The sequence below is a fragment of the Thermoflexibacter ruber genome (genome assembly GCF_900113045.1).
Lineage (GTDB): Bacteria > Bacteroidota > Bacteroidia > Cytophagales > Thermoflexibacteraceae > Thermoflexibacter > Thermoflexibacter ruber.
On sequence record NZ_FONY01000026.1, the window covers coordinates 48847 to 73253 of the forward strand.

The 24407-nt window shown below is 36.7% G+C and carries 24 protein-coding genes; 1 reads left to right on the forward strand and 23 read right to left on the reverse strand.

Annotated features, from left to right (window positions below; translation table 11 throughout):
* The first annotated feature begins 88 nt into the window (after positions 1–88).
* Entirely contained in the window at positions 89–373 is a 285-nt protein-coding gene (locus tag BM141_RS14465) for a hypothetical protein (protein WP_091547053.1), read from the forward strand.
* A 405-nt stretch (positions 374–778) separates the two neighbouring features.
* On the opposite strand, the gene rsmG is transcribed toward BM141_RS14465, so the two are convergent.
* The 23 genes from rsmG to BM141_RS14580 form a co-directional block, all read right to left on the reverse strand.
* Positions 779–1405 carry a 16S rRNA (guanine(527)-N(7))-methyltransferase RsmG gene (rsmG, locus tag BM141_RS14470; protein ID WP_091547939.1) on the reverse strand — a complete coding sequence of 209 codons (627 nt, stop codon included), beginning with the start codon at positions 1403–1405 and terminating at the stop codon, positions 779–781.
* Between the two features lie 237 nt (positions 1406–1642).
* The gene (gene ftsZ / locus BM141_RS14475) at positions 1643–3088 is read right to left on the reverse strand and encodes a cell division protein FtsZ (protein ID WP_091547056.1); all 1446 of its coding nucleotides are present in this window, start codon (positions 3086–3088) and stop codon (positions 1643–1645) included.
* Positions 3089–3260: 172 nt separating this feature from the next.
* Complete coding sequence (gene ftsA, locus BM141_RS14480) at positions 3261–4574, reverse strand: cell division protein FtsA (protein ID WP_091547060.1); 1314 nt, start codon at positions 4572–4574, stop codon at positions 3261–3263.
* A 128-nt stretch (positions 4575–4702) separates the two neighbouring features.
* Positions 4703–5464: a cell division protein FtsQ/DivIB gene (locus tag BM141_RS14485; RefSeq protein ID WP_091547064.1), complete on the reverse strand. Its 762-nt coding sequence runs from the start codon at positions 5462–5464 to the stop codon at positions 4703–4705.
* A 291-nt stretch (positions 5465–5755) separates the two neighbouring features.
* The gene (locus tag BM141_RS14490) at positions 5756–6505 is read right to left on the reverse strand and encodes a GNAT family N-acetyltransferase (RefSeq protein WP_091547067.1); all 750 of its coding nucleotides are present in this window, start codon (positions 6503–6505) and stop codon (positions 5756–5758) included.
* 33 nt (positions 6506–6538) lie between these two features.
* Positions 6539–6937, reverse strand: coding sequence for a four helix bundle protein (locus tag BM141_RS14495; protein WP_091547069.1), 399 nt, complete (start codon positions 6935–6937; stop codon positions 6539–6541).
* A 27-nt stretch (positions 6938–6964) separates the two neighbouring features.
* Positions 6965–8056: an undecaprenyldiphospho-muramoylpentapeptide beta-N-acetylglucosaminyltransferase gene (murG, locus tag BM141_RS14500; protein ID WP_091547073.1), complete on the reverse strand. Its 1092-nt coding sequence runs from the start codon at positions 8054–8056 to the stop codon at positions 6965–6967.
* Entirely contained in the window at positions 8053–8472 is a 420-nt protein-coding gene (locus tag BM141_RS14505; protein WP_091547076.1) for an HD domain-containing protein, read from the reverse strand. Before BM141_RS14505 ends, murG begins: the two co-directional genes overlap by 4 nt.
* A gap of 295 nt (positions 8473–8767) precedes the next feature.
* The gene (locus BM141_RS14510; RefSeq protein WP_091547080.1) at positions 8768–9937 is read right to left on the reverse strand and encodes an FtsW/RodA/SpoVE family cell cycle protein; all 1170 of its coding nucleotides are present in this window, start codon (positions 9935–9937) and stop codon (positions 8768–8770) included.
* 127 nt (positions 9938–10064) lie between these two features.
* Entirely contained in the window at positions 10065–10469 is a 405-nt protein-coding gene (locus tag BM141_RS14515; protein ID WP_091547084.1) for a four helix bundle protein, read from the reverse strand.
* An 85-nt stretch (positions 10470–10554) separates the two neighbouring features.
* Positions 10555–11769, reverse strand: coding sequence for a phospho-N-acetylmuramoyl-pentapeptide-transferase (gene mraY, locus BM141_RS14520; protein ID WP_091547088.1), 1215 nt, complete (start codon positions 11767–11769; stop codon positions 10555–10557).
* A 118-nt stretch (positions 11770–11887) separates the two neighbouring features.
* Complete coding sequence (locus BM141_RS14525; protein ID WP_091547091.1) at positions 11888–12166, reverse strand: hypothetical protein; 279 nt, start codon at positions 12164–12166, stop codon at positions 11888–11890.
* Positions 12138–12827 (reverse strand): nucleotidyl transferase AbiEii/AbiGii toxin family protein, encoded by a 690-nt coding sequence (locus BM141_RS14530; RefSeq protein ID WP_091547094.1) that lies wholly within the window; start codon positions 12825–12827, stop codon positions 12138–12140. Before BM141_RS14530 ends, BM141_RS14525 begins: the two co-directional genes overlap by 29 nt.
* A gap of 222 nt (positions 12828–13049) precedes the next feature.
* Positions 13050–14525 carry a UDP-N-acetylmuramoyl-L-alanyl-D-glutamate--2,6-diaminopimelate ligase gene (locus BM141_RS14535; RefSeq protein WP_091547096.1) on the reverse strand — a complete coding sequence of 492 codons (1476 nt, stop codon included), beginning with the start codon at positions 14523–14525 and terminating at the stop codon, positions 13050–13052.
* A gap of 128 nt (positions 14526–14653) precedes the next feature.
* Positions 14654–15040, reverse strand: coding sequence for a DUF2207 domain-containing protein (locus BM141_RS14540; protein WP_143090941.1), 387 nt, complete (start codon positions 15038–15040; stop codon positions 14654–14656).
* Between the two features lie 106 nt (positions 15041–15146).
* A complete protein-coding gene (locus tag BM141_RS14545) occupies positions 15147–17243 on the reverse strand; it encodes a penicillin-binding protein (RefSeq protein WP_091547098.1) in 2097 nt (698 codons plus the stop codon).
* Positions 17244–17383: 140 nt separating this feature from the next.
* Positions 17384–17746, reverse strand: coding sequence for an FtsL-like putative cell division protein (locus BM141_RS14550; protein ID WP_091547099.1), 363 nt, complete (start codon positions 17744–17746; stop codon positions 17384–17386).
* A 56-nt stretch (positions 17747–17802) separates the two neighbouring features.
* Positions 17803–18168, reverse strand: coding sequence for a DUF5615 family PIN-like protein (locus tag BM141_RS14555; RefSeq protein ID WP_091547100.1), 366 nt, complete (start codon positions 18166–18168; stop codon positions 17803–17805).
* Positions 18168–18416, reverse strand: coding sequence for a DUF433 domain-containing protein (locus BM141_RS14560; protein WP_091547941.1), 249 nt, complete (start codon positions 18414–18416; stop codon positions 18168–18170). Before BM141_RS14560 ends, BM141_RS14555 begins: the two co-directional genes overlap by 1 nt.
* Positions 18417–18603: 187 nt before the next feature.
* Positions 18604–19518, reverse strand: a complete 915-nt coding sequence (rsmH, locus tag BM141_RS14565) for a 16S rRNA (cytosine(1402)-N(4))-methyltransferase RsmH (RefSeq protein ID WP_091547104.1) — start codon at positions 19516–19518, stop codon at positions 18604–18606.
* A gap of 109 nt (positions 19519–19627) precedes the next feature.
* Positions 19628–20068 (reverse strand): division/cell wall cluster transcriptional repressor MraZ, encoded by a 441-nt coding sequence (gene mraZ / locus BM141_RS14570; protein ID WP_091547107.1) that lies wholly within the window; start codon positions 20066–20068, stop codon positions 19628–19630.
* A 575-nt stretch (positions 20069–20643) separates the two neighbouring features.
* On the reverse strand, positions 20644–21966 hold the full coding sequence (locus tag BM141_RS14575) for an ABC transporter permease (protein WP_091547110.1): 1323 nt from the start codon (positions 21964–21966) through the stop codon (positions 20644–20646).
* Between the two features lie 180 nt (positions 21967–22146).
* The gene (locus BM141_RS14580; protein ID WP_091547114.1) at positions 22147–24345 is read right to left on the reverse strand and encodes an OmpA family protein; all 2199 of its coding nucleotides are present in this window, start codon (positions 24343–24345) and stop codon (positions 22147–22149) included.
* Positions 24346–24407: the final 62 nt, after the last annotated feature.

Here is a 24407-nt window from a genome sequence, read left to right on the forward strand (position 1 = left end):
TCCTCAACCCTTTTCTCCAAAAGAGAAAGGGACTTTTGAAAGGGTGTGGTTTACTTATTTTTTAATATAAACATAAAGCGCAAAAAGTATGAAAAACAAAAGGTTGGTTATCATCTTAGCTGTAGCTGGTTCTCTGCTACTTGTCCCGCTTGTTGCCATGCAATTTACCAATGAAGTGGATTGGAAAGTTTCAGACTTTGCTATCATGGGAGTTTTATTACTTAGTACGGGTTTGCTATGCGAACTCATCATGCGGAAAATACAAAGTATGCAAAGAAGGATTATTCTTTGTGGTTTTATTTTATTGATTTTCTTACTTATTTGGGCAGAACTTGCCGTTGGGATATTTGGGACACCTTTTGCGGGTTCTTAGACAAAGGAAAAAATAAGCATAAACTTATTCCAAATGGAATAAAATTATTCATTTTGGAATAGTTTTTCACAAAAATTCCCCCGAACTTTGGTCTAAGTAAAACGACGGTGGTACTTTCAAATGTATGATAATTTTAGGTGTTAAAAAAATCCGTTCCCATCGGTACAATCTGTGTCATCAGTATTCCAAAATAGAACATCGATAATACGGATTTGGCTGATAAACACAGAATTAAAATTGCTACACCTCAGTTTTGTACTAAAATCGTCCAAACTTTCGGGTACGCCATAGTGGTATCTTTACATACCAAATAAGCAAAATCAATTGATATGATTACTTATTGACAAGGTGTATCAGTGGCGGACTAAGAATTAAATGTATTTATCTACAAATGAATGAACTGTATCAAAGCATGAACTTCAAATACGCTATTTTTTTTGTTTCAAAAAACTCCTCCTCAAAAAAATCTTTCAGTGCATAAAACTTAAAATATCCTTTTACATTAGCAAATTCCTCTAACAAATCGCCGCCTTTGAGCATAAGAAATCCATTAGATAACTCATTATGACCTTCTTTTTTTAACAAGTGTTTGGTCTGTTGGTAAAAAGTACTGACCTCTGCCACCGCCCTGCTCACAACAAAATCGTATTTGTTTTTTAAATCTTCTGAGCGAATCTGCTCACAAGTAGCATTAGTCAGCCCCAGATGCCTGATTACTTCGCTTACTACTTTTATCTTCTTTCCTATGGAATCTATGAGATGAAATTTTACTTCGGGGAAAAAAATAGCCAAAGGGATAGCTGGGAAACCTCCACCAGTGCCTACATCTACTACCCTTGTCCCTGTTTGAAAATGGATAACCTTAGCAATGCTCAAAGAATGAAGCACATGGCGTTCATAAAAATTATCCATATCTTTGCGAGAAATGACATTGATTTTTTCATTCCAATCATAGTAAATAGGCTGGAGTTGGGCAAAATGCTTTAGTTGCTGTTGCGTCAAATCAGAAAAGTATTTTAAAATTATCTCCATTTTTTCAATTGTAAAAAGGAAAGACAAAGATAAAGCGAAAAATGAAAAGGCAAACGATGTGTCATGAATAAGTCAAAGGAAAGGATAAAAAAACTTGCCCCACTCAAAAAGCAAAGCAAGTTCCAAATTCATTCATTATGCTTCAAATTCGAAAAATTGTAGTAAAAATCTCTTTATAATGGTTAAATAGGTAATAGTTAAATAGTTATTAAACCAATTTAATTCTCAAACTATTCATTAATCCACATTATCATGCAAAAATCTATTTCCTCCAAGCAGTCCGTTATCTTCCCCAATTTTGAGGCGCGAAAGATGATTTTCAGAAGAGTGAGGCACTTCTTTGAGTTCTACTTTCTTGCGTAAGTAGGCAGGGATTTCCTTTTTCTCATTAAACTCCTCATTGCTTAGTTCGCTGAAGGAGCGTAAGTTATTGAGCTGTTTTTGACGTATCTGAATGCTTACGTCCACCTCATCTTTTTTTTTTGCATCTTCGTACCCCTTCAGGCTTTTGTAGTCATCAGTTTCCAATTGGAAAACTACTTTTTCAGGCTTTTTCGCAGGAGTTACCATTTCCTTTTTCAGAGGTTTGACCTCCTCGTCTCCCTTGTCAAAAAAGTCCATGCTGTCCTCCAATTCCAACTTGATTTTGGGTGTAAGGATTTTATTTGACGGCAAATCATATACTACTCGTTTCTGTTCTATGTTCCTCTTGCTTTCAAAACCCGTAGCAATAATAGTTACAGTGATAGATTCTCCCAAAGTTTCGTCTATTGCCTGCCCTAAAATTATCTCGGCTTCTTCTCCCGCTTTTTCTTGAACATACTCATTAATTTCTTCTAACTCACTCATCTTGAAGTTGTCCAAATCTGAAACAGTGATACTGACCAAGATATGCCTTGCGCCAAAAATATCTGTATCGTTAAGGAGTGGCGAATTAATTGCCATCTCGACAGCACGCTTGGCTCTATTTTCGCCGTCCACCGTAGCAGAACCCATTACGGCAGCTCCAGAGTCTTTGAGTACGGTTTTTACATCTTCAAAATCAACGTTTACCAAACCAGAAACAGTGATGATTTCTGCGATAGATTTTGCAGCCTTAGTCAAAACTTCATCAGCTTGATTAAATGCTTCTTTGACAGAAGTATTGCCATAGATTTCTTTTAGACGATTGTTCAGAATCACAATGACTGCATCACAGTTGGCTCTGAGTTCTGCCAAGCCTTCCTCGGCTCGCTTGTATTTGGGTTTTCCCTCAAACATAAAAGGGAAAGTTACAATACCTACGGTCAAAATGCCCATTTCTTTGGCGATTTGAGCAATGACAGGAGCCGCACCCGTACCTGTTCCTCCGCCCATACCTGCGGTGATAAAAACCATTTTGGTATTGCTTGCCAAGATGTTACGGATTTCGTCTTTGCTTTCCATAGCAGCAGTTTTGCCTCTTTCGGGGTTCGCCCCTGCGCCCAAGCCTTTGGTAGAGTTTAGCCCAATTTGGATTTTATTAGGCACAGGACTCATTTGCAAAGCCTGAATATCGGTGTTGGCAACATAAAATTCTACGCCTCGAATACCTTGGCGAAACATGTGGTTTACGGCATTGCTTCCGCCGCCGCCTACGCCAATCACCTTGATAATAGAGGTTTCATTGGCAGGATAATCAAATTCGTAAGTGCGCTCTTTCATAGGTCTTTCAAAATTATGAATTATATATTAGGAATTAGGAATTATTTTTAAAAATTTGATTATCAAACACTTGTATTAATCCCTTATTCCCTTATGGTGTTTTATTTCATTTAAAATTTGATTTTATGAACGAGATTAAAAATTAAAGAAATTCATCATTCATCATTTATAATTAGTAGTTGTTTTCCCCAAAATCATCAATGAGTAGCTCTTTGGTTTTGCGGACAATTGTGCTAAAGAAGTCCCCTTTGGCTTGTTGCTTGGTGCTTTGCTTGCCTGTATGAGAAGGTGCATACGCCTGATGTGCATTCTTGAGGTAGTTTTCCTCTCTCTCATCTATGGTTTTGAAGCCCGCTAAGACCAATCCCATAGTGGTTGCAAACATGGGGAGTTTTACTTTCTCGTCCTTGCTTTTGCCTAAGTATTCGTTAGGGTAGCCGATTCGAGTGTCCAAGCCTGTTTTTAACTCAAACAGAGACTGTATATTCAATAGTTGCGCCCCTCCTCCTGTAATCACAATGCCTCCTGCCAAGCGGTTGGCATAGCCAGAGCGTATGATTTCTGAGTGAACCAACTCGATAATCTCTTCCATTCTTGCTTCTATGATTCGTGCCAAATTTTTAATAGAAATTTCCTTGGGTGTTCTTCCCCTAATTCCGGGGATAGAAACAACCTCATTTTCTGTGGCTTCTTCTGATAGGGAATTTCCAAATTTGATTTTTAATAACTCTGCCTGATTATCAAGCACTTGACAGCCATGTTTGATGTCAGAAGTAATAATATCACCTCCAAAGGGAATGACCGCCGTGTGGCGAATGATGCCATCATAGAAAATCGCAATGTCCGTAGTTCCACCGCCAATGTCGACCAAAGCAATGCCTGCTTCTTTTTCCTCATCACTCAGTACAGCCAGACTGGAGGCTAAGGGTTCTAAAATCAAGTTCTCGATGTGCAAACCTGCTCTCTCTACTGCCCGTTTGATATTTTTAATAGCATTGGTTTGGGCTGTAATGATGTGAAAATCAGCCTCTAACTTTACGCCAGCCATGCCTACGGGGTCTTTGATGTTCTCCTCATAGTCCACGATGTAGTGCTGTGGCATGACGTGAATAATCTCTGTACCGGGTTCTGTAACAATTCGATACATGTCATTGGTCAGGCGATTCAAGTCTTCCAACGTAATTTCATCATTATCAGAACTGCGGGTGATACTGCCGCGGTGTCTGAAACTCTTGATATGTTTCCCAGCAATCCCCACATTGACCACGTTGATGTCAATGCCAGAGGTTTTTTCTGCTTCCTCTATGGCTTGGGTAATGCTGTCTGTCGTCTTATGGATATTGGAAACAATGCCCTCTTTCACTCCGTCAGAGTTAGCCTTGCCCACACCCAGAATTTCTAACTTTCCGTACTCATTTATGCGACCAACCATCGCACAAATCTTTGTCGTACCAATGTCGAGTCCTACTACAATCTTTTCGTTCATTTTGTGTTACTTATTTGCATTTTATATTTTTTAGTTTTGCTTTTGCCCCTATCCTAAATCCTTTCCCCTTCTGGGAAAGGACTTTTCTGATATTTTCCCCTCTCCTTTGGGTAGGGGTGGGGTGTGCATTACTCACAAACTATCTGATTATCAAAACCTAACTTAACTTTCTTGTACTTGTTCCAACCTTTCGCAGGGACTACTTGGCTGTAAAAAAGTCTTAATTTTTCCAATTTAGCTGAGTAGTCATCTACCAAGCCAAACTCAATTGCATGATTCCCTATTTGTGGATATATAGTTAAGTTATTGTATTCATCAATGTCAATTTCAGTGATTTGTGCCTTCCAGAAAGGGTCATTTTCAATGTGTTTCAAAAATTCAAACAAAGGCTTACCAAAATTTTTAGTGAGTTTGTTCTCCTTATCATAAATATGTTCCATTCCCTTTCCTGTGAGCAAAACCACTCTTGGCGTATAGTCCTCAGAAAGAGGCAGATATTCTCCATCTTTCCCTATGTAGTTGCCTTTTCCGTCATTTTTCAATATCCTTGCGATAGGCTGGGAAGGAATGATTTTTACTACCAAATTCCCTTTTAAGTCCCTTGAAACCTCACAGTTAGACACAAAACCTGCTTCCTCCTCAATTTTTTTCTCAATTTCTGCTAAATCCGCATTGAGCAGTTTGCCATCTGCGGTTTGCTGAATCCCTTGACCGTCAATGATGCTACGCACCCGATTTTCATTAATCAGGTTTGGGGCGGTTGCTTCCTCAATCTTGACGACTACGTTGCTGTAAGGCTTGTCGCCATAGCTAAACAAACTCGCAAAAGCCACTGCCGTTAAGACTGCCATAGACCCTAAAAATATTTTTACCCAAAGTTTTAGTTTCATCTTTTTACTAATTATGAATTATAAATGATGAATTATGAATATTTTTCAAATTATAAATCACTGATAATCAATGTTTTTTTATTCCATAGGAATTTAATATTGGTAGCACTTAATTTATTTTTTCTATTAATGAACTCTGTTAGGAGTTCAATTCTTTTATTTTATATTCAACTCCTAACGGAGTTGGGAGGTTTTACTTGCTTTTTTCTACCACCAATATTGAATCCCTAACGGGATTTTCAAACAATTTCTAATTATGTATTCATTCCAGATTTGGTATTCCATTCCATATTAAACAACTCCTAACTTAAAAAGGTCTGCCTCCCTTTTCTCCTCATCACTCTTGCAAAGGCGTTTGAGCAACTCGTTATCTGCGTTCCATTTTGCTCCATCAAAAAACTCAGTTCCCTTGTGGTCACGTACCTTGTAAAGAGCCTTTTCTTTGTAGCAAGTTCCTAAATAACAGTAGTTTAATCCATTGTCTTTTGCCCAGTGAATCACTCTCCACATCATCCATTTTCCCAAAGAATATTTCATGTATGCTATATCATAAAATGAAAACCAATAATGCAAAATTCCATTTTCTAAGGCTGTAAAAACATAGCCAAGTATCTGATTATCAGTTTTAAAAGCAAAAATATGCGTCAATAATTCTCTGCTCAATACATAGTCTAACCTATCGCTTGCCATACTACCCCCGCTAAATCTTTCCTCTGCATATTCAGTACAAAATCTCTGAAATTCAGGATTTTGTAAATCAAACTTACTTTTTTCTGTGATTTCTAATTGAATATTTAACTCTGCTATTTTTCTATCCACTCGCCTATTTTCTGAACTGTCCTCAAAGTTTGCTAAGTTTACTCTTAGGCTACGAGCCATGTAAAATATATCGCTCTTTATCTGATAGTTACCTGTATAAGGCAAAAACCCTTTTTCATAGATTGCTGGCAGTTCACTATTACTTTCTTTGATGCAATAAACCGCATAAGAAAATGTATAAGTGGTATAATCTATCTGATATTCTGAGTAAAAGATTTTCATTGGTCAAATAGTTGAATAGTTTGATAGTTAAAGTTATTCTGACAATTTTTGTTTTGTTATCTTTATCAAATAATTTATCTGTCTGGGTAAATCATTCAGTTGTGAAAAGACATATTTGTATTTATTTTCATCCATTAGTTTTCTAACTTTTGCTTTTTCATTCCAATCTAAACATTCTTTTGCAGAGGCTCTTGCAATGATAAAAAACCTGATTTTATCTTTTTTATGATGCCTGCCTACTCCTTCTGCTATGTTTGCTGAAATGCTATCAACTGCCCTAACAAACTGCTTTCCAATAGTATCTTTTGAAAAGTTTTGCCATTCAACTACCAAATTCCACACATAATTACTCAAATGAAAAGCTGTCTTATAAGCCTCAACATCATTCAGTTTAAGGTATCTTTTTTCTTCATTATTATCTTGTTTTTCCATCAGACTGATTTATTAAAAACTATCAAACTATTCAACTATTTTAACTATCTCGTTTACAATCTCCCTTGAAGCATTTGGCTTTGCTAACTTCATAATGTTTTCTGCTAACTCTTTCTGCCTTTTTTCATCTTTTAGTAGCTCTATGGTTTTTGTAATCAGGGTATTGCTTGCCTCTCCATCTCTTACTAACACTGCTGCATTTTCATTGACCAAAGCCATAGCATTTTTAGTTTGGTGGTCTTCAGCTACGTTGGGCGAAGGGACTAATATTGTTGGCTTCCCTGCCAAGCAAAGCTCCGAAACTGACAGCGCACCTGCTCTGGAAATCACAACATCTGCACAAGCATAGGCGTAATTCATTTTGTAGATAAAATCTTTAATATATAAATCTTTACTGTTTAGTGTATTAGCAAAGGCTTTCATTTCTTCAAAGTAGATTTTTCCTGTCTGCCAAATTACTTGATAGCCTTGTGTAAGTAGCTCATTCACACCATTTTTGAGGCAGTTGTTAATCGTTCTTGCTCCGAGGCTACCGCCTAAGACCAGTACTGTTTTCTTATTTTCCGATAAGTCAAAGAACTTAAATGCTTCACTTCTAATGCTTTCCAAATCTGTAATGTCCTTGCGAACAGGATTTCCACAAAAGACGATTTTCTCTTTGGGGAAATAACGTTCCATATTTGGGTACGCCACACAAATCTTGTTTACTGACTTCGCTACTAACTTGTTGGTCAGTCCTGCATAACTATTTTGCTCTTGAATTAGCGTTTTAATTCCCTGCCAAACAGCTACTTGCATAACTGCTCCACTTGCATATCCGCCTACGCCAATTACCGCATCTGGTTTAAAATCTTTTACTATTTTCCATGCCTTCCACAAACTTTGCAACAGTTTGAAAGGGAAAGCCAAATTTTCTACTGTCAATTTCCTTTGCAAACCCCGAATTGGCAATCCTACGATTTTAAAACCTGCTTTAGGTACTTTTTCCATTTCCATTTTTCCTTCCGCCCCTACAAAAAGTATCTCACAATCAGGAATTTGTGCCTTTAGTTCTTGGGCTATTGCTATTGCGGGGTAAATATGTCCGCCTGTACCACCGCCACTAATTATAAACTTCATAACCCAACTAATTCTCGATAAGCCTTCAAATACTTATTCAGTCGTTCTGTATCTGTATCAGATACTTGGCGAAGTCTGCGAATATCCATATTGTCCTCTAAGTCATTGATTTTGACTTTTATTGCCAATGGATTGGTTTTCACTCTCTCGATAAATTCCTCATAGCTTTCGCCTTCTCGCTTTGTTAAGCAGTCTAATGCCTCAATGATTTTATGAGAAAAGCCTTCTGCCTTTAATTTGTCCAATGTCCAAGATGTATCTTCCACAGTATCGTGCAGTAAAGCAGTGATTTTCTCATCTTCACTTTTCCCTTTCGCCATCACTTGAAAAATATGCAAGATGTAAGGCTTGCCTGCTTTGTCCGTCTGCCCCTTGTGCGCCTCTATTGCTATCTCGATTGCACGTTGTAAATTCATAAACACAATAGTTAAAATAGTTAATTATTAGATGGTTACTACAAGGGTAAATTTGAAACTTTGTTAATTATTGCTGGTTGTTAGTTGTTTATCAAGTATTTATCTCTCTAAATCCTTATCGAAGCACAAACTTTTCGTATTCTTCTTCAAACTTCACTTTCTGATGATGTTCTTGTTGTTTATAAATGTATTTTCTAACTCTTTGAATCATGGATTCACTAATAGAAACCGCAAAATACTCATCTATCCATTTCAATTTTCTTTTAAATATTGAAAAACCACCTCAAACAAAACCCTACGCCCTCGCCACTTTCCTATCCCTATTAAAAATCTTCTCCTTCGCACTTTGCAAAATCGGTTTGTACGTATTGCTACGACTTACGCTGATAATGATGCCAATAGACGCACCTGTCAAAAGCAAAGACGTTCCTCCCATACTCACCAGAGGTAATTGCAAGCCTGTAACGGGCAGGATTCCTGTTGCTACCCCCATATTTATCATAGCTTGGAAAACTACACTAAAACTCAGCCCTGCCGAGAGCAATCCACCAAAGGCATTTTCACTTTGATTGACCGCCAACATTCCCCGATACAAGAGCGTAAGGAACAGACCTATGACTACCACTGCTCCTAAGAAGCCATATTCCTCTACCAAAATTGCAAAGATAAAATCTGAATAAGGGTGTGGTAAAAAGTTCCGCTGATGGCTTTGTCCTGGTCCCTTGCCTGCAAAGCCTCCAGTCGCTATGGCAATATAAGACTGCTCTGTTTGGAAAGGCAGGTGATTAGGGTCAAGGTACGAACTCATACGATTTTTTACCGTTCCACCTCTCTGTCCTACTGCCAAAGCCAATGCGCCTACTACTACTCCCACAGCCACCATGCCCGCCAAGTATCTCAAAGGCATTCTACCAATAAACATTATGAGCATACAAGTCAAGAACAGAATGATTGCCCCAGAGAAATCGCTCAAAGCAATTAGCCCGCAAATCAAACCGCACCAAAACAAAATCGGTATCAAGGTTTTCTCAATATTCCTAATGTTTTGCTGACGCTTAGAAAGCATACTCGCCACATTTGCAATCAATGCCAACTTTGCCAAATCCGCAGGTTGGAAAGTATGATTGAGATAAGGAATTGTAATCCAGCGAGTTGCATCATTTATCGTAGTTCCATAGCCCCAAGTAAAAATCAGCATGGGCACAGAAAACAGCAGTGCTAAGCGTGAAATCCTTGAAAAATACTTGTAGTCCACTTTGTGGCAAACCCACATGACAACAAAACTCAACACAAACAACAAGGAATGTTTGAGCAAATAAGATTCGCTGTCTTTGCCCATTTTGAAGGCAAGCGTACCTGTAGCACTGTAAACCAACAAGATACTGATAAGTGCCAAGATAAAAACTACCCCCCATATAATTGGGTCGCCTTCTAATAATTTGCGCTCTTTAAGTGCGTTTGTCATATAATTAAAAATCTTTTAATTTGGAATCTGGAATAATTAAAACAGAGCCAATTAACTAATTTGGAATCTGGAATAATTTTTAATTCTTAATTTTATATTTCTCATTCCAGATTTGTAATTTTGTATTTCATTCTGTATTCTTTGTGTTTTTCTTCTTTTCTTCATCTGCTATTTTTTGTTTTGTAGTACGTAAAATAGCACCGATTAACCTTATCAATTCTTCACAATCATTGATTCTTGTATTTGCTATTTCTGGCTTCAAATAATTGCTATCTCTCAATAACCTTAACCAATACTTTGATTCTCTTGCCTCTTTATATGCAATAGAAAATTTTGCGGCAAAATCTCTCAAAGTATGTCCCCCAATTCCTTCTTCTACATTTGCACCTATCGAAGTTCCACTTCTTAAAACTTGTTTTGAAAGAACATACTCCTTATTATCAGATAAAATTTTATACACTTCAATAATTTTCAAGGCAAAATCATAACTTTTAGTAAGCACAGGGTTATTTTCATCACTTTGCCTTTTCATATTCTATAAAAATTTAAAATTTGATTTCATTAAACATTCCGTATTGGCATTTCTCATTCCAGATTAATCAATTCCAAATTTTGCATTACCTAATTTTCAAACTCACCAAGCAAAAAATCGCCAGCATAATCCCTACTATCCAAAACCTCGTAACAATCTTTACCTCATGGATTTGTTTTTTCTGAAAATGATGATGCAAAGGCGACATCAAAAATATCCTTCTGCCTTCTCCATATTTCTTTTTTGTATATTTGAAATAAGCCACCTGAATCATTACAGAGAGGTTTTCCACCAAAAATATCCCGCATAAAATTGGAATCATTACCTCTTTTCGCACCATAATCGCCAAAGTTGCTATCAATGCTCCCAAAGTCAAACTCCCCGTATCTCCCATAAAAACTTGGGCGGGATAGGAGTTGTACCAAAGAAAACCGATACACGCACCTACAAAAACTGTTGCGAAGATTGCTAACTCGCCTGTATGAGGTATAAACATCACATTCAAATAGTTAGCAAAAATTGCATTGCCCGAAACGTAGGCAAAAACTGCCAATACTACCCCAATAATTGCTGAAGTTCCCGCCGCCAAACCGTCCAAACCGTCAGTAATATTTGCCCCATTGGAAACGGCAGTGATAATAAAAATCACAAAAGGAATATAAATGACCCAAGTCCATTCACTATCTAAGAAAAATACTAAATCATGGTAATCAAATTCATTGAACTTAAAAAATGGAATGGTAGTAATACTTGATTTAACATCTTGATAATACCCTTTTTGCAAAAGTTCTACGACATTATTTCCTTTGCTTTTGTCAAACTGTCGAACCACCACATTATCGTTTACGTACAAAGTTATCCCTACAACCAAGCCCAAAATTATCTGCCCTATGACTTTGAATCTACCTTTTAATCCTTCCTTGTCTTTTTTGAAAACTTTGATGTAATCATCTACAAAACCAATGAAGCCTGCAAAGAGTAATGTAATGATTAACAGCACAATATACACATTGGTCAAGCGAGTAAAGAGCAAAGTTGGAATCAAAATCGCAATGATGATAATGATGCCACCCATCGTAGGCGTTCCCTTTTTTTGCATTTGCCCTTCCAAGCCCAAATCTCTGATGACCTCTCCGACTTGCTGTTTTTGTAAGTAATTGATAATTTTTCTACCAAAAATCGCTACTATCAGTAAGGACAACACCGCCGCCATACTTGCCCGAAAGGTGATGTACTGAAACAAACCTGCCCCCGGTAGATTAAATTGCTCGTCTAAATATTGAAATAAGTAGTAAAGCACTGTTTTTTGAATTTTAAATTAGAAATCATTTAATTTGGAATCTGGAATAAAAGTCAAATTTTTTAATCTTTTAATTATTTTCATTCCTAATTCCTCATTCCAGATTTTGTATTTCATTTCATTGTTCTTCAATAAATCTTTCAAAAAGCTCGTCCCAAGAATTGCATTTTTCAAAGTAAGGGAGTAAAGCCTGAAACAATAAAATTCTTTTCTCACTTGTACGTAACTTCTTGAAATCTATATATTTGATATTTTCTTTAAATTCTTCGTAAGGATACCTCAGAATATCGGGAAACCAAGCGTATTCCAAAATTCTCTGTACTCTGAATTTGGATTCATCATTCATAGTGTAATCCCAAAAATAGGGTTTAAAATAGTCGCTTACTGTTTTTTGCATTGGTCAAAATCCTCTTTTTCAAATCTTTAATAAAATTATCATATTGTATTCCATCAAAAGTTTCACTCACAAGCACTGTCCCTGCTATTTTTTCCCCTGTCAGAGCCATCAATGTTCCCTCATAATCCCAAGGCACCATTTTTAATTCGGTCAATTTGCTCATTTCATCTAAGTCAAACTCTTTGAGTAAATACATTAAATCAAAAAAATCTTTATTTGCTTTTCTGTCATCTACAGCTGTTAGTTTATTTACAACTATATTTTCCTTGCTATCTATCAGGTAATTATCTATTTTTCTTAATACTCCAATATGTTTAAAATTTTCATAAATAAATTCCAATTTTAGGGTAGTTCCGCTCTCATTGACCATTATTCTTTTGAAATAATCTGCATTTACCGTAGTTTGTAAGAGGAATCTATTGCTTATCAAATTTGCAAGCCTAACAAACTCATTTTCAAAAGCATCTTTACTATATTTTTCTCCCAAAAAGAAAAAATCCAAGTCATCAGAATAGCGGTAATGGTAATAGTATCTTGCTAAACAAGTGCCTCCCGTCAAGTAAAACTTATCTGAGTCCATGATTGCCAACGCCTTGTCCATGAGTGGATAAAGTCTGTTTTCATAATATGTCTTTTCTTCTATGGTGGCTTGGCGAATCATTGTTTTAATGAATTATAAATTTTTGTAATTTCAAATTTCAATGATGCTATTGTATTCTTTATTCTGTTAAGAATCTAATATTGGTAGCAAGTTCGTTTTCCCTCTCATTCTTACCCATAGAGGTTTTATCTTTTTCTACAAAACGGTCATTCCTAACAGAGTTTTAGATTTCCATTTTTTAAGTGTTGCACACCGCTTGTTATCACGTGAAAAACCAAACTACTAACTTTCCAACAACTCACTCATTATCTTCTTATCATCAAAAGGATACTTTATTCCCTTGATTTCCTGATAGTTCTCGTGCCCTTTGCCAGCGACCAAGATGATGTCGTTTGGTTGTGCCATTTTTACTGCTTCTGCTAAGGCTTCTTTTCTATCTGTCATTACAAGCGTCTTATCTTCAGCGTCTTGTGGCACTCCTTTTTTCATGTCTTCTAATATCGCTTCGGGTTCTTCAAATCGTGGGTTGTCCGAAGTAAGTATCACTTTATCAGAGAGTTCACAAGCTATTTTTGCCATGATAGGTCGTTTGGTCGCATCTCTATTTCCGCCACAACCCACTACAGTAATGACTTTTTCCTTTCCTGTTCTCGTTTTTTGTATATTTTCCAACACATTTTTCAGTGCGTCAGGTGTATGAGCATAGTCAATGATAGCAAACACCTTATTTTTGCCTATCACCTTGTCAAATCGCCCTGCCGCAGGTTCTATGTTAGACAAGATTTCTAAGACTTTACTTTTCTCTTCGCCCAATAAAACTGCCGCCGCATAAATGCCAAGCAAATTGTAAGCATTGAAGCTACCAGAAAGTTTGAACCAAACTCTTTGATTGTCAATTTCTAATTCAAGTCCTTCAAAGGTATTGGCAATAATTTTTGCTTTGAAATCTGCCATAGAGTTCAGTGCAAAAGTATGGTGTTTGCCTTTGCAGTTTTGCAACATGACTAAGCCATTTTTATCGTCTTTATTGACTAAGGCAAAGGCATTTTCCTCCAAATTGTCAAAGAACATCTTTTTGGCTTTCAAATACTCTGCAAAGGTTTTGTGAAAATCCAAGTGGTCATGCGTAATATTAGAAAACATTGCACCTGAGTACTTTATACCTGCAACTCTGTGCTGGGCTAAGGCATGAGAGCTGACTTCCATGAATACATGAGTACATTTTCTTTCTGCCATCAATGCCAGCAACTTATTCAGTTCCAAAGCGTCAGGGGTGGTATAGTTAGTTGGGATAACTTCCTCATCTATACGGTTTTCAATCGTAGAAATCAAACCTACCTTGTATCCCAACTCCCTAAATAAGCGGTAAAGAAGTGTTACAGTCGTCGTTTTTCCATTTGTCCCCGTGATACCCACCAATTTGAGTTTTTCAGAGGGATTGTCGTAAAAATTGCTTGCCATCATGCCCAAAGCAGCAGCAGAATTTTGGACTTTTATTATTACCGCCCCACCGAAACCTTCTCCCTCGGGGAGGGTTTTAAGGGCATTTTGTTCTTCTAAAACTATGGCTACTGCTCCACTCTCTATTGCTTTGCTGATGAACTGGTGCCCGTCAGACTGCAAACCTTTGACAGCGACAAACACATCTCCCTGCTGAACTTTGCGTGAATCAAACCGTACCTGATTGATTACTAAGTCCGTGGCTCCCTGCAAAACTTGGTGAGGGATATTAGTTAATATGTTTTTTAAATTTTGAATAACTAATTTTTAATTACAAATGACTAATCTTAATCTGGAATCTTTAAATGTGGAATCTGAAATTATTTTAATTCTTAATTTTTCATTCCAGATTCCAGATTATGTATTTCATTCCAGATTTTTAAACTTTAAAGAGCATATTTGCCAACTAAGTAAAATATCAGACCCAAAACCAAAGCACCGCCACCAGAGATATAGCCTACACCAATACCTAAGATGCCCAAAACTATCGCTACTAAGCCTACAATAATGAGAATCAAGCCGATAGTGGTAAATAAGCCAGCAATATCACCTGCATTTTTAGCTTTTGCATCTTTGATTTTTTTGCTTATTTTAGCAAGTTTACTTTTAAACTTATTAATCGCTTTTTGCTCTTTGGCATTTTGGGCTTGATAAGTACCGTTCACAATGCTTTCCAGCTTTTGCTGTGCCGCTACTGTTTCAGGATTTGTTGCGCTTGCAAAAGCAGTGAAATTCAATAAGATACATAAAAGAAAACCAATTATTTTTCTCATACTGTTAAGTGTTTAATGATTAATAATGAATTATTGTTGAAAGCAAAAGTGAATTACTATTCTTAATTTGAAATTTGATTTTTAAAACTTTTTGTTCCAGATTTTCTTACCCCAACCTCAAATGTATTTTCTGTCCTTTTTGCAATCTTGCTCCTATTGCTAAGGACTGTGTTAGCACTTTTCCTTTTCCCGAGAAACTCACTTTCAAGCCCTTATTTTCTAACAAAAAGATAGCATCTCTTAAGCTCATACCTACCACAGAAGGAACGGTTGCGCCCTTGACAGGATTGGCTACCCACTTCAGCGTGTCGCCTCTGAGCCTACCATGTACCCAATCTTCTTTGGTATAAGAAAGATTGAACAAGCCTAACTCATTACACAAGTACCTCAATTCTTGGTGATTACCTGATTTTACCACAGGAAAATCACTTACTTTTTCGCCCAATTCCATGACGTTTTCCTCTATGTAGTGCTTGTAGGCAAAATCTGCAATTTCTCTGAACACTGGTGCCGCTACTACCCCTCCATAACGCCCTGCTTCTATCGGGTCGTCTATGACTACTATGCAAGAATACTTTGGCTTGTCAGAAGGAAAATAACCTACAAAAGAGGTATAGTGTCTTTCTGTATATTCCTTATTCTCAACTTTTTCCGCTGTTCCTGTCTTTCCTGCAATCTTGTAGGGCGCGCCTTTGATGTGGTTGGCTGTTCCTCTTTCTACTACACCTTCCATGAGTTTTCGCATGACTTCCAAGGTATAGTCAGAGCAGATTTTCTTGTTTAAAATTTTAGGGGTAAATTCATCAATCGTATTGTTAGCGTAAAGTGTCCTGCGTACTAAAATGGGTTGCATCAGTTTGCCTTTGTTGGCAAGAGCATTGCAAAACATCAAGGTATGCAAGGGGGTCAATTTGGTTTCGTAACCTACCGACATCCAAGGGAGTGTAGCTCCACTCCAAGTAGGGTCGGTCAAGGTTTTGATATAAGGCTTATTTTCCCCTACCAATTGAAAATCAGTGGCTTGCATTAGTCCAAACTTTGCCATATAGTCTAAGAACTTTTGAGGCTCTTTACGGAAATATTTGAAAACTAATTTAGAAATACCAATATTAGAAGAACGTTCAAAAACCTGTTGTACGTTAATTTTTCCATGCCCACCTTTGCGGGGGTCGGTCATCACTGCATTTTCAAAAAATTGGTACGTTCCATTGCCTGTTTCTACGGTATCGTTCAAATTTAGCTCGCCGTCAGCCTCTTCTAACAAAGCTGTCATAGTAAAAATTTTAAAAGTCGACCCTGGCTCTGCCAAATTTAAAGCGTAATTGTTGTTTTCAGTATATTCTCCCTTTTCGTTTCGCCCCAAATTTGCCATTGCCTTGATTTCCCCAGTTTCTACCTCCATTAGGATTGCTGTGCCAAACTTAGCTTTGTGTTGTAAAAGGGCTTTGCGAAGGGCATCTTCTGTTTTCTCTTGCAAATCAACATTTAGCGTGGTTTCTATGTCAATCCCGTCCTCTGGACGAATATAAGAACCATCATTGACGGGTTTCCACTGTTCGCCTACTATTTTCTGGAAAATTGCCTGTCCGTCTGTGCCACCTAAAACCTTATTAAAACTATATTCTAAGCCTTTTCCTCTTACCTCTCCTGTTGAATCGTAAGTTACAAAACCTAAGGTTCGCCTTGCCAACTCATCAAAAAGTTTGTAACGCTTTTCTGTTTTCTCAAAAATGCCTCCTCCTTTGAAGCCCTCTCGGAAAATAGGGAAAGTTTCTATTTTCTTTTTTGTATGATAGTCTATCAGTTCTTTGGAAATCAGCTTATAACGCCTTTTTTCCAAGCGCGCCAATCGTAACTCTTTGGTCAAGTCTGCCGCATTTTTATCCTTAAAAATCGTAGCCAACAAGATACCCAAGGAGTCCACTCCTGTATCAAAAATATTGTCCGTTGCCAGCATAGGGTCAATCGCTACCTTGTAGAAAGGCAGGGAAGTAACCAACAGCGTACCGTCATCAGCCAAGATATTGCCTCTATTGGCTTTGATGACTCTGTATTCCAATCCGTTTTCTTTTTCCTTCTTCGCCCAATAGTCCCCTTCCATGACTTGCAGGTAAAAAATTCTACCTAAGACTGCCAAGCCAAAAGCCGACATGAGCAAAAAAGCGATACGGACACGCAACAATATGGATTCACGAATGCCCAAGGTTAAATTTCGGTTAAGTTTATTAATTACTAATTAAAATGACTAATTTTATATAGTCAAGTTATTCGTAATGAATGGTTTATATTGTAAAAGGATATATTTAAAACAAAACGATATTGATAGTAATTACTCATTAGTAATTAGTCATTATTTTTAATCACCTTATACACAGGTTTTTCATTCTCTATCAATCCAAAACCGCTCACTTTTTGGCGAATCACACTGCGCTTGCCCTGCAAAATCAAAGTTGCCTTCATATTGGTATAATCTGTTCTTAGTAGCTCTACTTCTTTTTGTAACTTATTGATTTTACGAATATTTCTTTCTGCATAATGTACGTTAGCAATGTAAACTACCCCACATACTGCAGTGAGCATAATGTACCCATACATTTTGTTGGTGAACTTCCAAGTTCTCCAATCGAGGTTTAGTTTCAAGCCTTCTGAATTAAACTGAAACTTTTTTTCCTCTTTTAACTGCGATTTTGGAATATTTGCGTACATATTTGATTATGAGTTATTAATTATTAATTATGAATGAAATACAAGTGAATCATAAGTTATAAGTTGTCTTTTGTAATCACAATGCTATCATTATTTATTTCTATCATACATTTCCCACTGTCCATGTAAGTTTGAAAAGTAGATAGATTTTCCTCAAAAATTTGTATCAATTCCTTATTAGAAATATTACCTAAATTCACTTTAATTAGTTTTTGAGGTGTATTTCTCAATAAATAACTCTCTTTAAAATCGGCATCTTTACTTATCAAAGTGTAATTATTATTATCTACAAATTCTGCTATTTTACTATCTTTGGTAAACCAACTATCTAAAATATCGTTTACGTGTGTCGCTTCTATTCCTTTGGAAATCAAAAAATTTACTAATTTATAAGCGATATGCACATCACAAAGTATTTTCATTATGCCGCCATTTTAAATGTTTTGATGGTCATACCTGACATTAATAATTTTGCATAATGCAAACACGCCAAAATATCTTGTTTCTCTAATTCGGGGTGGTCTTCTAAAATATCTGCGACTGTCATTTCAGAAGAAAGCATATCAAAAATTACTTCCACAGGCCACCTCATGCCCCTGATACATGGTTTCCCATGACATATTTCAGGGTCAATCGTAATTCTTTCTAATAATAAATTATTGGTAATCATATTATTAATTGGTTTTAACTTTGACTTTATTATACTTATTAAAACTTGATATTTCACTTAAAAATTCATCTGCTTCGTTTCTAAATAATGGAATTGCTAACGGAATTTTTTAAATTTCTAATGATTTGTATTTCAATTATTTTTAATTCCAGATTTCTAATTCTGTATTTAATTTGTAATTAATCATTCATAATTTCTCTGCTATTCTCAGTTTCCCACTTCTCGCTCTCGGATTGGCTTTGATTTCCTCCTCGCTTGCTTCTATGGGCTTGCGGTTTACAGCTTCTAAGGGCTTGATTTCGTTGCCATAAAAGTCTTTTTCTACTTCTCCATGAAATTTTCCTTTGCCTATATAATTTTTTACTAACCTATCTTCCAAAGAATGATAAGAAATGACTACTAATCTCCCCCCAACTTTCAGTATTTCAGCACTTTGCACCAGCATCTCCTCTAAGGCTTTCATTTCTTCGTTTACCTCTATTCGCAAGGCTTGGAACACTTGGGCGAAGTATTTGAACTCTGCGCCTCTGGGTGCGTACCTTTGCAAGATATTTTTCAAATCTTGGGTAGATACTATCTCTTTCTTAATGCGCTCTGTCACAATTGCCTGCGCCAGAGTTCTTGCATTTTTTATCTCGCCGTACATTCCCAAAATCCTATGTAAGTCCTTTTCAGAATACTTGGCTATCAGGTCTTTGGCTGAGAAATCTTGCTGCTGATTCATTCGCATATCCAATGCTCCATCAAAGCGAGTAGAAAACCCTCTGCTTGCTTCGTCTATTTGGTGCGAAGAAATCCCCAAATCTGCCAAAATCCCATCTACTTGACTGATTTTGTAGAGTTTGAGGTACTTTTTCAAATATCTAAAATTCGCCTTGATAAATTGAAATTTCGGATTGTCAAAGAACGGATTATCTTTATTTCGTGCATTTGCCTCTGCGTCATCATCTTGGTCAAAAGCAAACAATTTTCCCTTGTCTAAGTGCCTCAGAATCTCCTTGCTATGCCCACCACCACCAAAAGTCAAATCCACATACACGCCATCGGGCTTTATTGTCAGTCCTTCTATGCTCTCTTTTAATAAAACAGGTATGTGGTACATTTTTTTAATTACTAATGATTAATGACTAATTACATTTATCTGTTTTTATATTTGCAAATACTTCACTAACAAGCGATTAGTAATTATTAATTCGTCATTAGTTATTCTGTCAGTTTCCTAAAACTTTCTGAGCCATTTGAGAAAACTCCTGCTGGTCTTTGATTAAGAAATTCTCATAACTTTCTGGATTCCAAATCTCTATGCGGTTGCCAAGCCCCACCAAAATCACGTCTTTCTCTATGCTGGCAAACTTCATCATACTTTTGGGGACGATAAAACGCCCGTTTCCGTCAAGTTCCAACTCTGTATTCCCTCTCAAAAAGTTACGTTGGAAGTTCCTGTATTCTTCATTAAACTCATTTAGTCCTGCTACCTTGTCAAACACTTTTTTCCATTCAGAGTAGGGGTATAAAACCAAGCAAGGTTCAAACCCCCTCATTAGCACGATGTTATCTCCTGTTTCAGGAGGCAAAGCTGCTTTCAGCTTGGTGGGTAGCACCAATCTGCCCTTCGCATCGAGGGTAGCTTCGTATTCTCCTGAGAAAAACATCTTGAAAAGTGATGAATTTTTAGTTATGAGTTACTATTTTCTTTTTTCTACCACTAAGAGACACAAAGTATTTTTATTAGTGAGATTTGAGTGTTTTTGTGGTAGAATATCATGCGTTTTTACAGTATTCCAACTTTCAGTAAAATAGCAGTTAATCAAGACTTATTGAAAGTATTACTTGAATACACTACCGTTATATTACTAAACACAAACATAATAATTTAAATCAAAAAATCAACCACTTTTTCCCACTTTTTTCCACTTTTTATTAAAATTTTTAAAAAATGAGTGGTTTTACCTCTTTTTTTTGCCCTTTGAGAATGAGTAGTTTAGGTTTGAAGTTAAAGTAATGCTTTAACTTAGTAAAGATAAAACAATGATTTTTATTACATTAAAAAATATAACTTAAATTTTTAATTTAATATTGATTTTTGTTAAATAAAAAAGGAAGGCTTTTAAAAGGTGGAAATCTTAGGAAGGAGAGCAGCTAATAGGTGCAATAAAAAACATAAACCTTTGCAAGTTTTATTACTTGGCAAAGGTTTATCCTTAAAATAGTTTAATTCTCTATTTTTTCAAATTTTATAGAAAAGCCATTTGCCTAATTCTTTGAAAGAGGGTTTTTTACCGTACATCAGGATACCTACTCTATAAATGCGTCCTGCTACCCAAGTAGCCCCTACAAACCCGACAAAAAGTAAGCCCATAGATAAAATTAACTCCCAGCTAAAGCCAATGAAGGGCAAACGAACCATCATAATGACGGGTGAGGTGAGAGGAATGATAGAAAACCAAAATGCTAACGCACCATTAGGATTGTTCAGTACTGCCGAAATCATGACGATGGAGATAATCAGCGGGATAGTAACGGGAAATATCAACTGCTGGGAGTCCGTTTCATTGTCCACTGCTGAGCCTATCGCTCCAAATAATGCCCCATACATCAGATAACCAAAGAGAAAGTAAAAACCAAAAGCAATCACGATAAGAGGAATATTTAAGCTAAATATCTCCCCCCAAATTTCTCCTGCGGGGTTGCTTTTTTGGAGTTCTTCGGGTATCTGGGCTTCTGGGCTTATCATTGCTTGGCTGGAGGTAGCATCTAAGTTAAAGACGCTGGAAACTACGGTAGTAACTACCATAGAAAGTACTACCCAAATCAAAAATTGGGTAAGAGCTACCCCTGCAATACCTAAGATTTTGCCCATCATGAGTTCAAAAGGCTTGATAGAAGAAATGATTACCTCGACTATCCTATTGGTTTTCTCCTCAATCACTCCACGCATTACTTGAGAACCATAAAGGAAGATAAACATATAAATCAAAAATGCAGCGATATAACCCACTAAGGTAGCCGCCAGCGAGCTACTTTTCTTCTCTCCTTGTTGGCTAAGATTGATAGTGGAGATATTTACTTTGGTTCTGATACTCTCTAAAACATTTTTATCTATGCCAGAGCGCAGTAGCTTCTGATTCTCGATTTCCTGAGCCAAAGTTTTTTCAATATCATTTTGTGTAGAGGCTGAGAGGCTTTTCTCAGAAAAATAAATAATTCCTTTGGGAGTTTCTAAATTGATAGCAGGAATATACAAAATACCGTCTATTGTGCGCTCTTCGTTCTTAGATGCAGGTTCGTTAAAATTTTTCTTTGCCTCGTCTATGGATAGGTTGGAATAAATAAATTTGAGATTTTCGCTTTCTTTGAGTTTATTCTCAAATAGCTTGCTTTCATCTACGACTTCTATCGTAATCGATTCAACGCTTTCCTTGCCTATCCAAACAGGTACTACTATCAAAGCGGCAAATAGGATAGGACCTAAGATAGACATAATGATAAAGGAGCGTTTACGTACTCTGGTCATAAACTCTCTTTCAGCAATAAGCCATATTTTGCTCATAATCAAATGTTTATATAGTTTTCAGATTTTTATAAAAATTAACAAGAGAACATTATTATGAAACAGGCATTTCGTACTCTTATATTTTGTAGATATAAGCAAGTAAAAATACTTGTTTTTATTTGTTTTCAATACTTTTTATAAAATTTTTCCTTATTTTGATAAAAAGTGAGATTTATCTTACTCAATAATCATTACCTCTATACGCCTGTTTAATTCTCTTCCTCCTTTTTCATACTCATTTGAAGCCACAGGACGCGTGGAGCCATATCCTTTGGGAAGCACTCGACTACGCTCTATGCCCTTGCCTACTAAGTAACGTACTACAGAAGCAGCGCGACGTTCCGACAGGTTTCTATTCATGCCTTCATCACCAATGTTGTCCGTGTGTCCCGAAATCTCGACCTTTATTTTGCTATTTTCCATCATAAACTCATATACTTTGTCCAACTCGGTCAAAGAAGAAAGTTGGAGGACATCTGAGTTGGTTTCAAAAGTAATGTTTCGCAAAGTAAAGCGTGCCTTAGGCTCAATAGCAGAAAGCAACATTTCTATCTTCTTGTTGTCTTCTGGATTAAGGTTTTCTATTTCCTGCCATTGGTAGATGTAGCCTTTGGCGTTGGCTTCCACAACATACTGCTCCTCTTTATCACTAATAAAAAAGTTAAAATTTCCATTGGCATCAGTAGTAGTCGTCTTAATGACTTGATTGTTTTGAGCATTTATCAACTTTACCACACTGGAAAGATGCTTTTTTGTTTTTTTGTCTTTCACGTTGCCAGAGATATAAGTTGCTGACCTATTACTGCTGGTAGTCATTCCTATCGCTTCGTCTATGTAATAATTGCGATTGAGGTAACGAGGGCGGCGTGGATTGACGTTGAGTTTCAGATTCTCCTCATACATGATTCGCTCTCCATGATATACTTTGACTTCCAAAGACTTATGAAAAGGCAAATCTACTTTGTAGCTTCCATTCGTTTCTGAAACCGACTCAATAACTTTTCCATCTGTGATAAATTTGAGCAAGCAGTTAGGCTGTACTTGATTAGTAGAACGATTATACACTTTGCCACTCATGCGAATTTTATCAAAAGTATAGACTCGATACAAATCGTCTCGCCCCATGCCTCCCACGCGGTCAGAAACAAAAAAGCCTAATTCATCATACAAAGAAAACTGCCAATCATTCCCTACCGAATTGATAGGCATACCCATATTGATAGGTTTTTGCCAAGTTTGTCGTGCAGAGTCATATTCCGATTTGAAAATATCGTATCCACCAATAGAGTTATGACCTTTAGAACTGAAATACAGTACTTTTCCGTCATTGGACAGGAAAGGTGTAACCTCATCGTAGGGGGTATTTACCGCATCTATGGACTTGTCTATGCCCCAGGTACCATCTCTGCGAAGGCTTGCCAAAAACAAGTCTAAATCTCCCCTGCTTGATTCTGCCGAGATAATCATTTTATTACCGTAATCATACATAAATCCACCTTTCTCAATTTTGGCAGTATTCAGACCTTCCAAATTATTCACAATTTTCCACTCGTTACCTGTCCAATCCATGAGTTTTAGGTCATCATTTTGGCAAACTAATATTCGCCGATTTTCTTCTATGATTTGGCAGAGAGAAAAATCAGTCGCTAAGGGCAAAGGGATTTGTGTAGGAAAGAGATTTTGCTGATTTGACCTGTCCATAACGACTTTTTGTAGGGTAGGACTTGTCCAAGTATCGTTTTTCTCCATTTCAGAATAAAATAGTTGCACTTGGGTAGGCATCTGTTCGCCTTCTTTTTTCAGGTTAAAGTCTTTATTTTGGCGATTAAAAAAAAGTTTCCTGATTTCTTTACTTACCACAATGCCTGTTTCTATGGCACTGGTATTGATTTGTTCGCCAAAAGGTTCTATTACATAGCTCATTGTGAGGCTATCTTTGGCAGCTAATAGTAGCTGACAGGTTTTGGCAAGTTCAGTAGCCTCTTTTTGGTATTTTTTTATTCCTATACCTTTTAAATATTTGTTGATGAAGTCATTAGCCTCTTTTACATCATTGTGATAGTAAGCTGATTTAGCATACCAATACTCAAAATCTTTGAGTTTGTCGGTCTTATTGACGTCAATGAGTTTAAAATACTCGTAGGCGGACTCTGGAACGTCCAATTGTAAATAACAGATGGCGGCGTAATAAATTGCCTCTGTATTCAAATTATCTTTTGCTATTGCCTCCTCAAACTTCGTAAGCGCATTAGCATATTTTTTCTCTTTAAAAAATTGCTCTCCTTTGATAAATGCTTCACTTTTCTTGGCTTCTTGTGCGAGCAATCCATGAAAAGTGAAAAGCAATAACAATAAGGTGGTAAATCGCAATACCATGAGTATATGAAAGTTAAAATTTTTTTATGAATAAAATTAGTTTAATCCTAATAAATAAATAT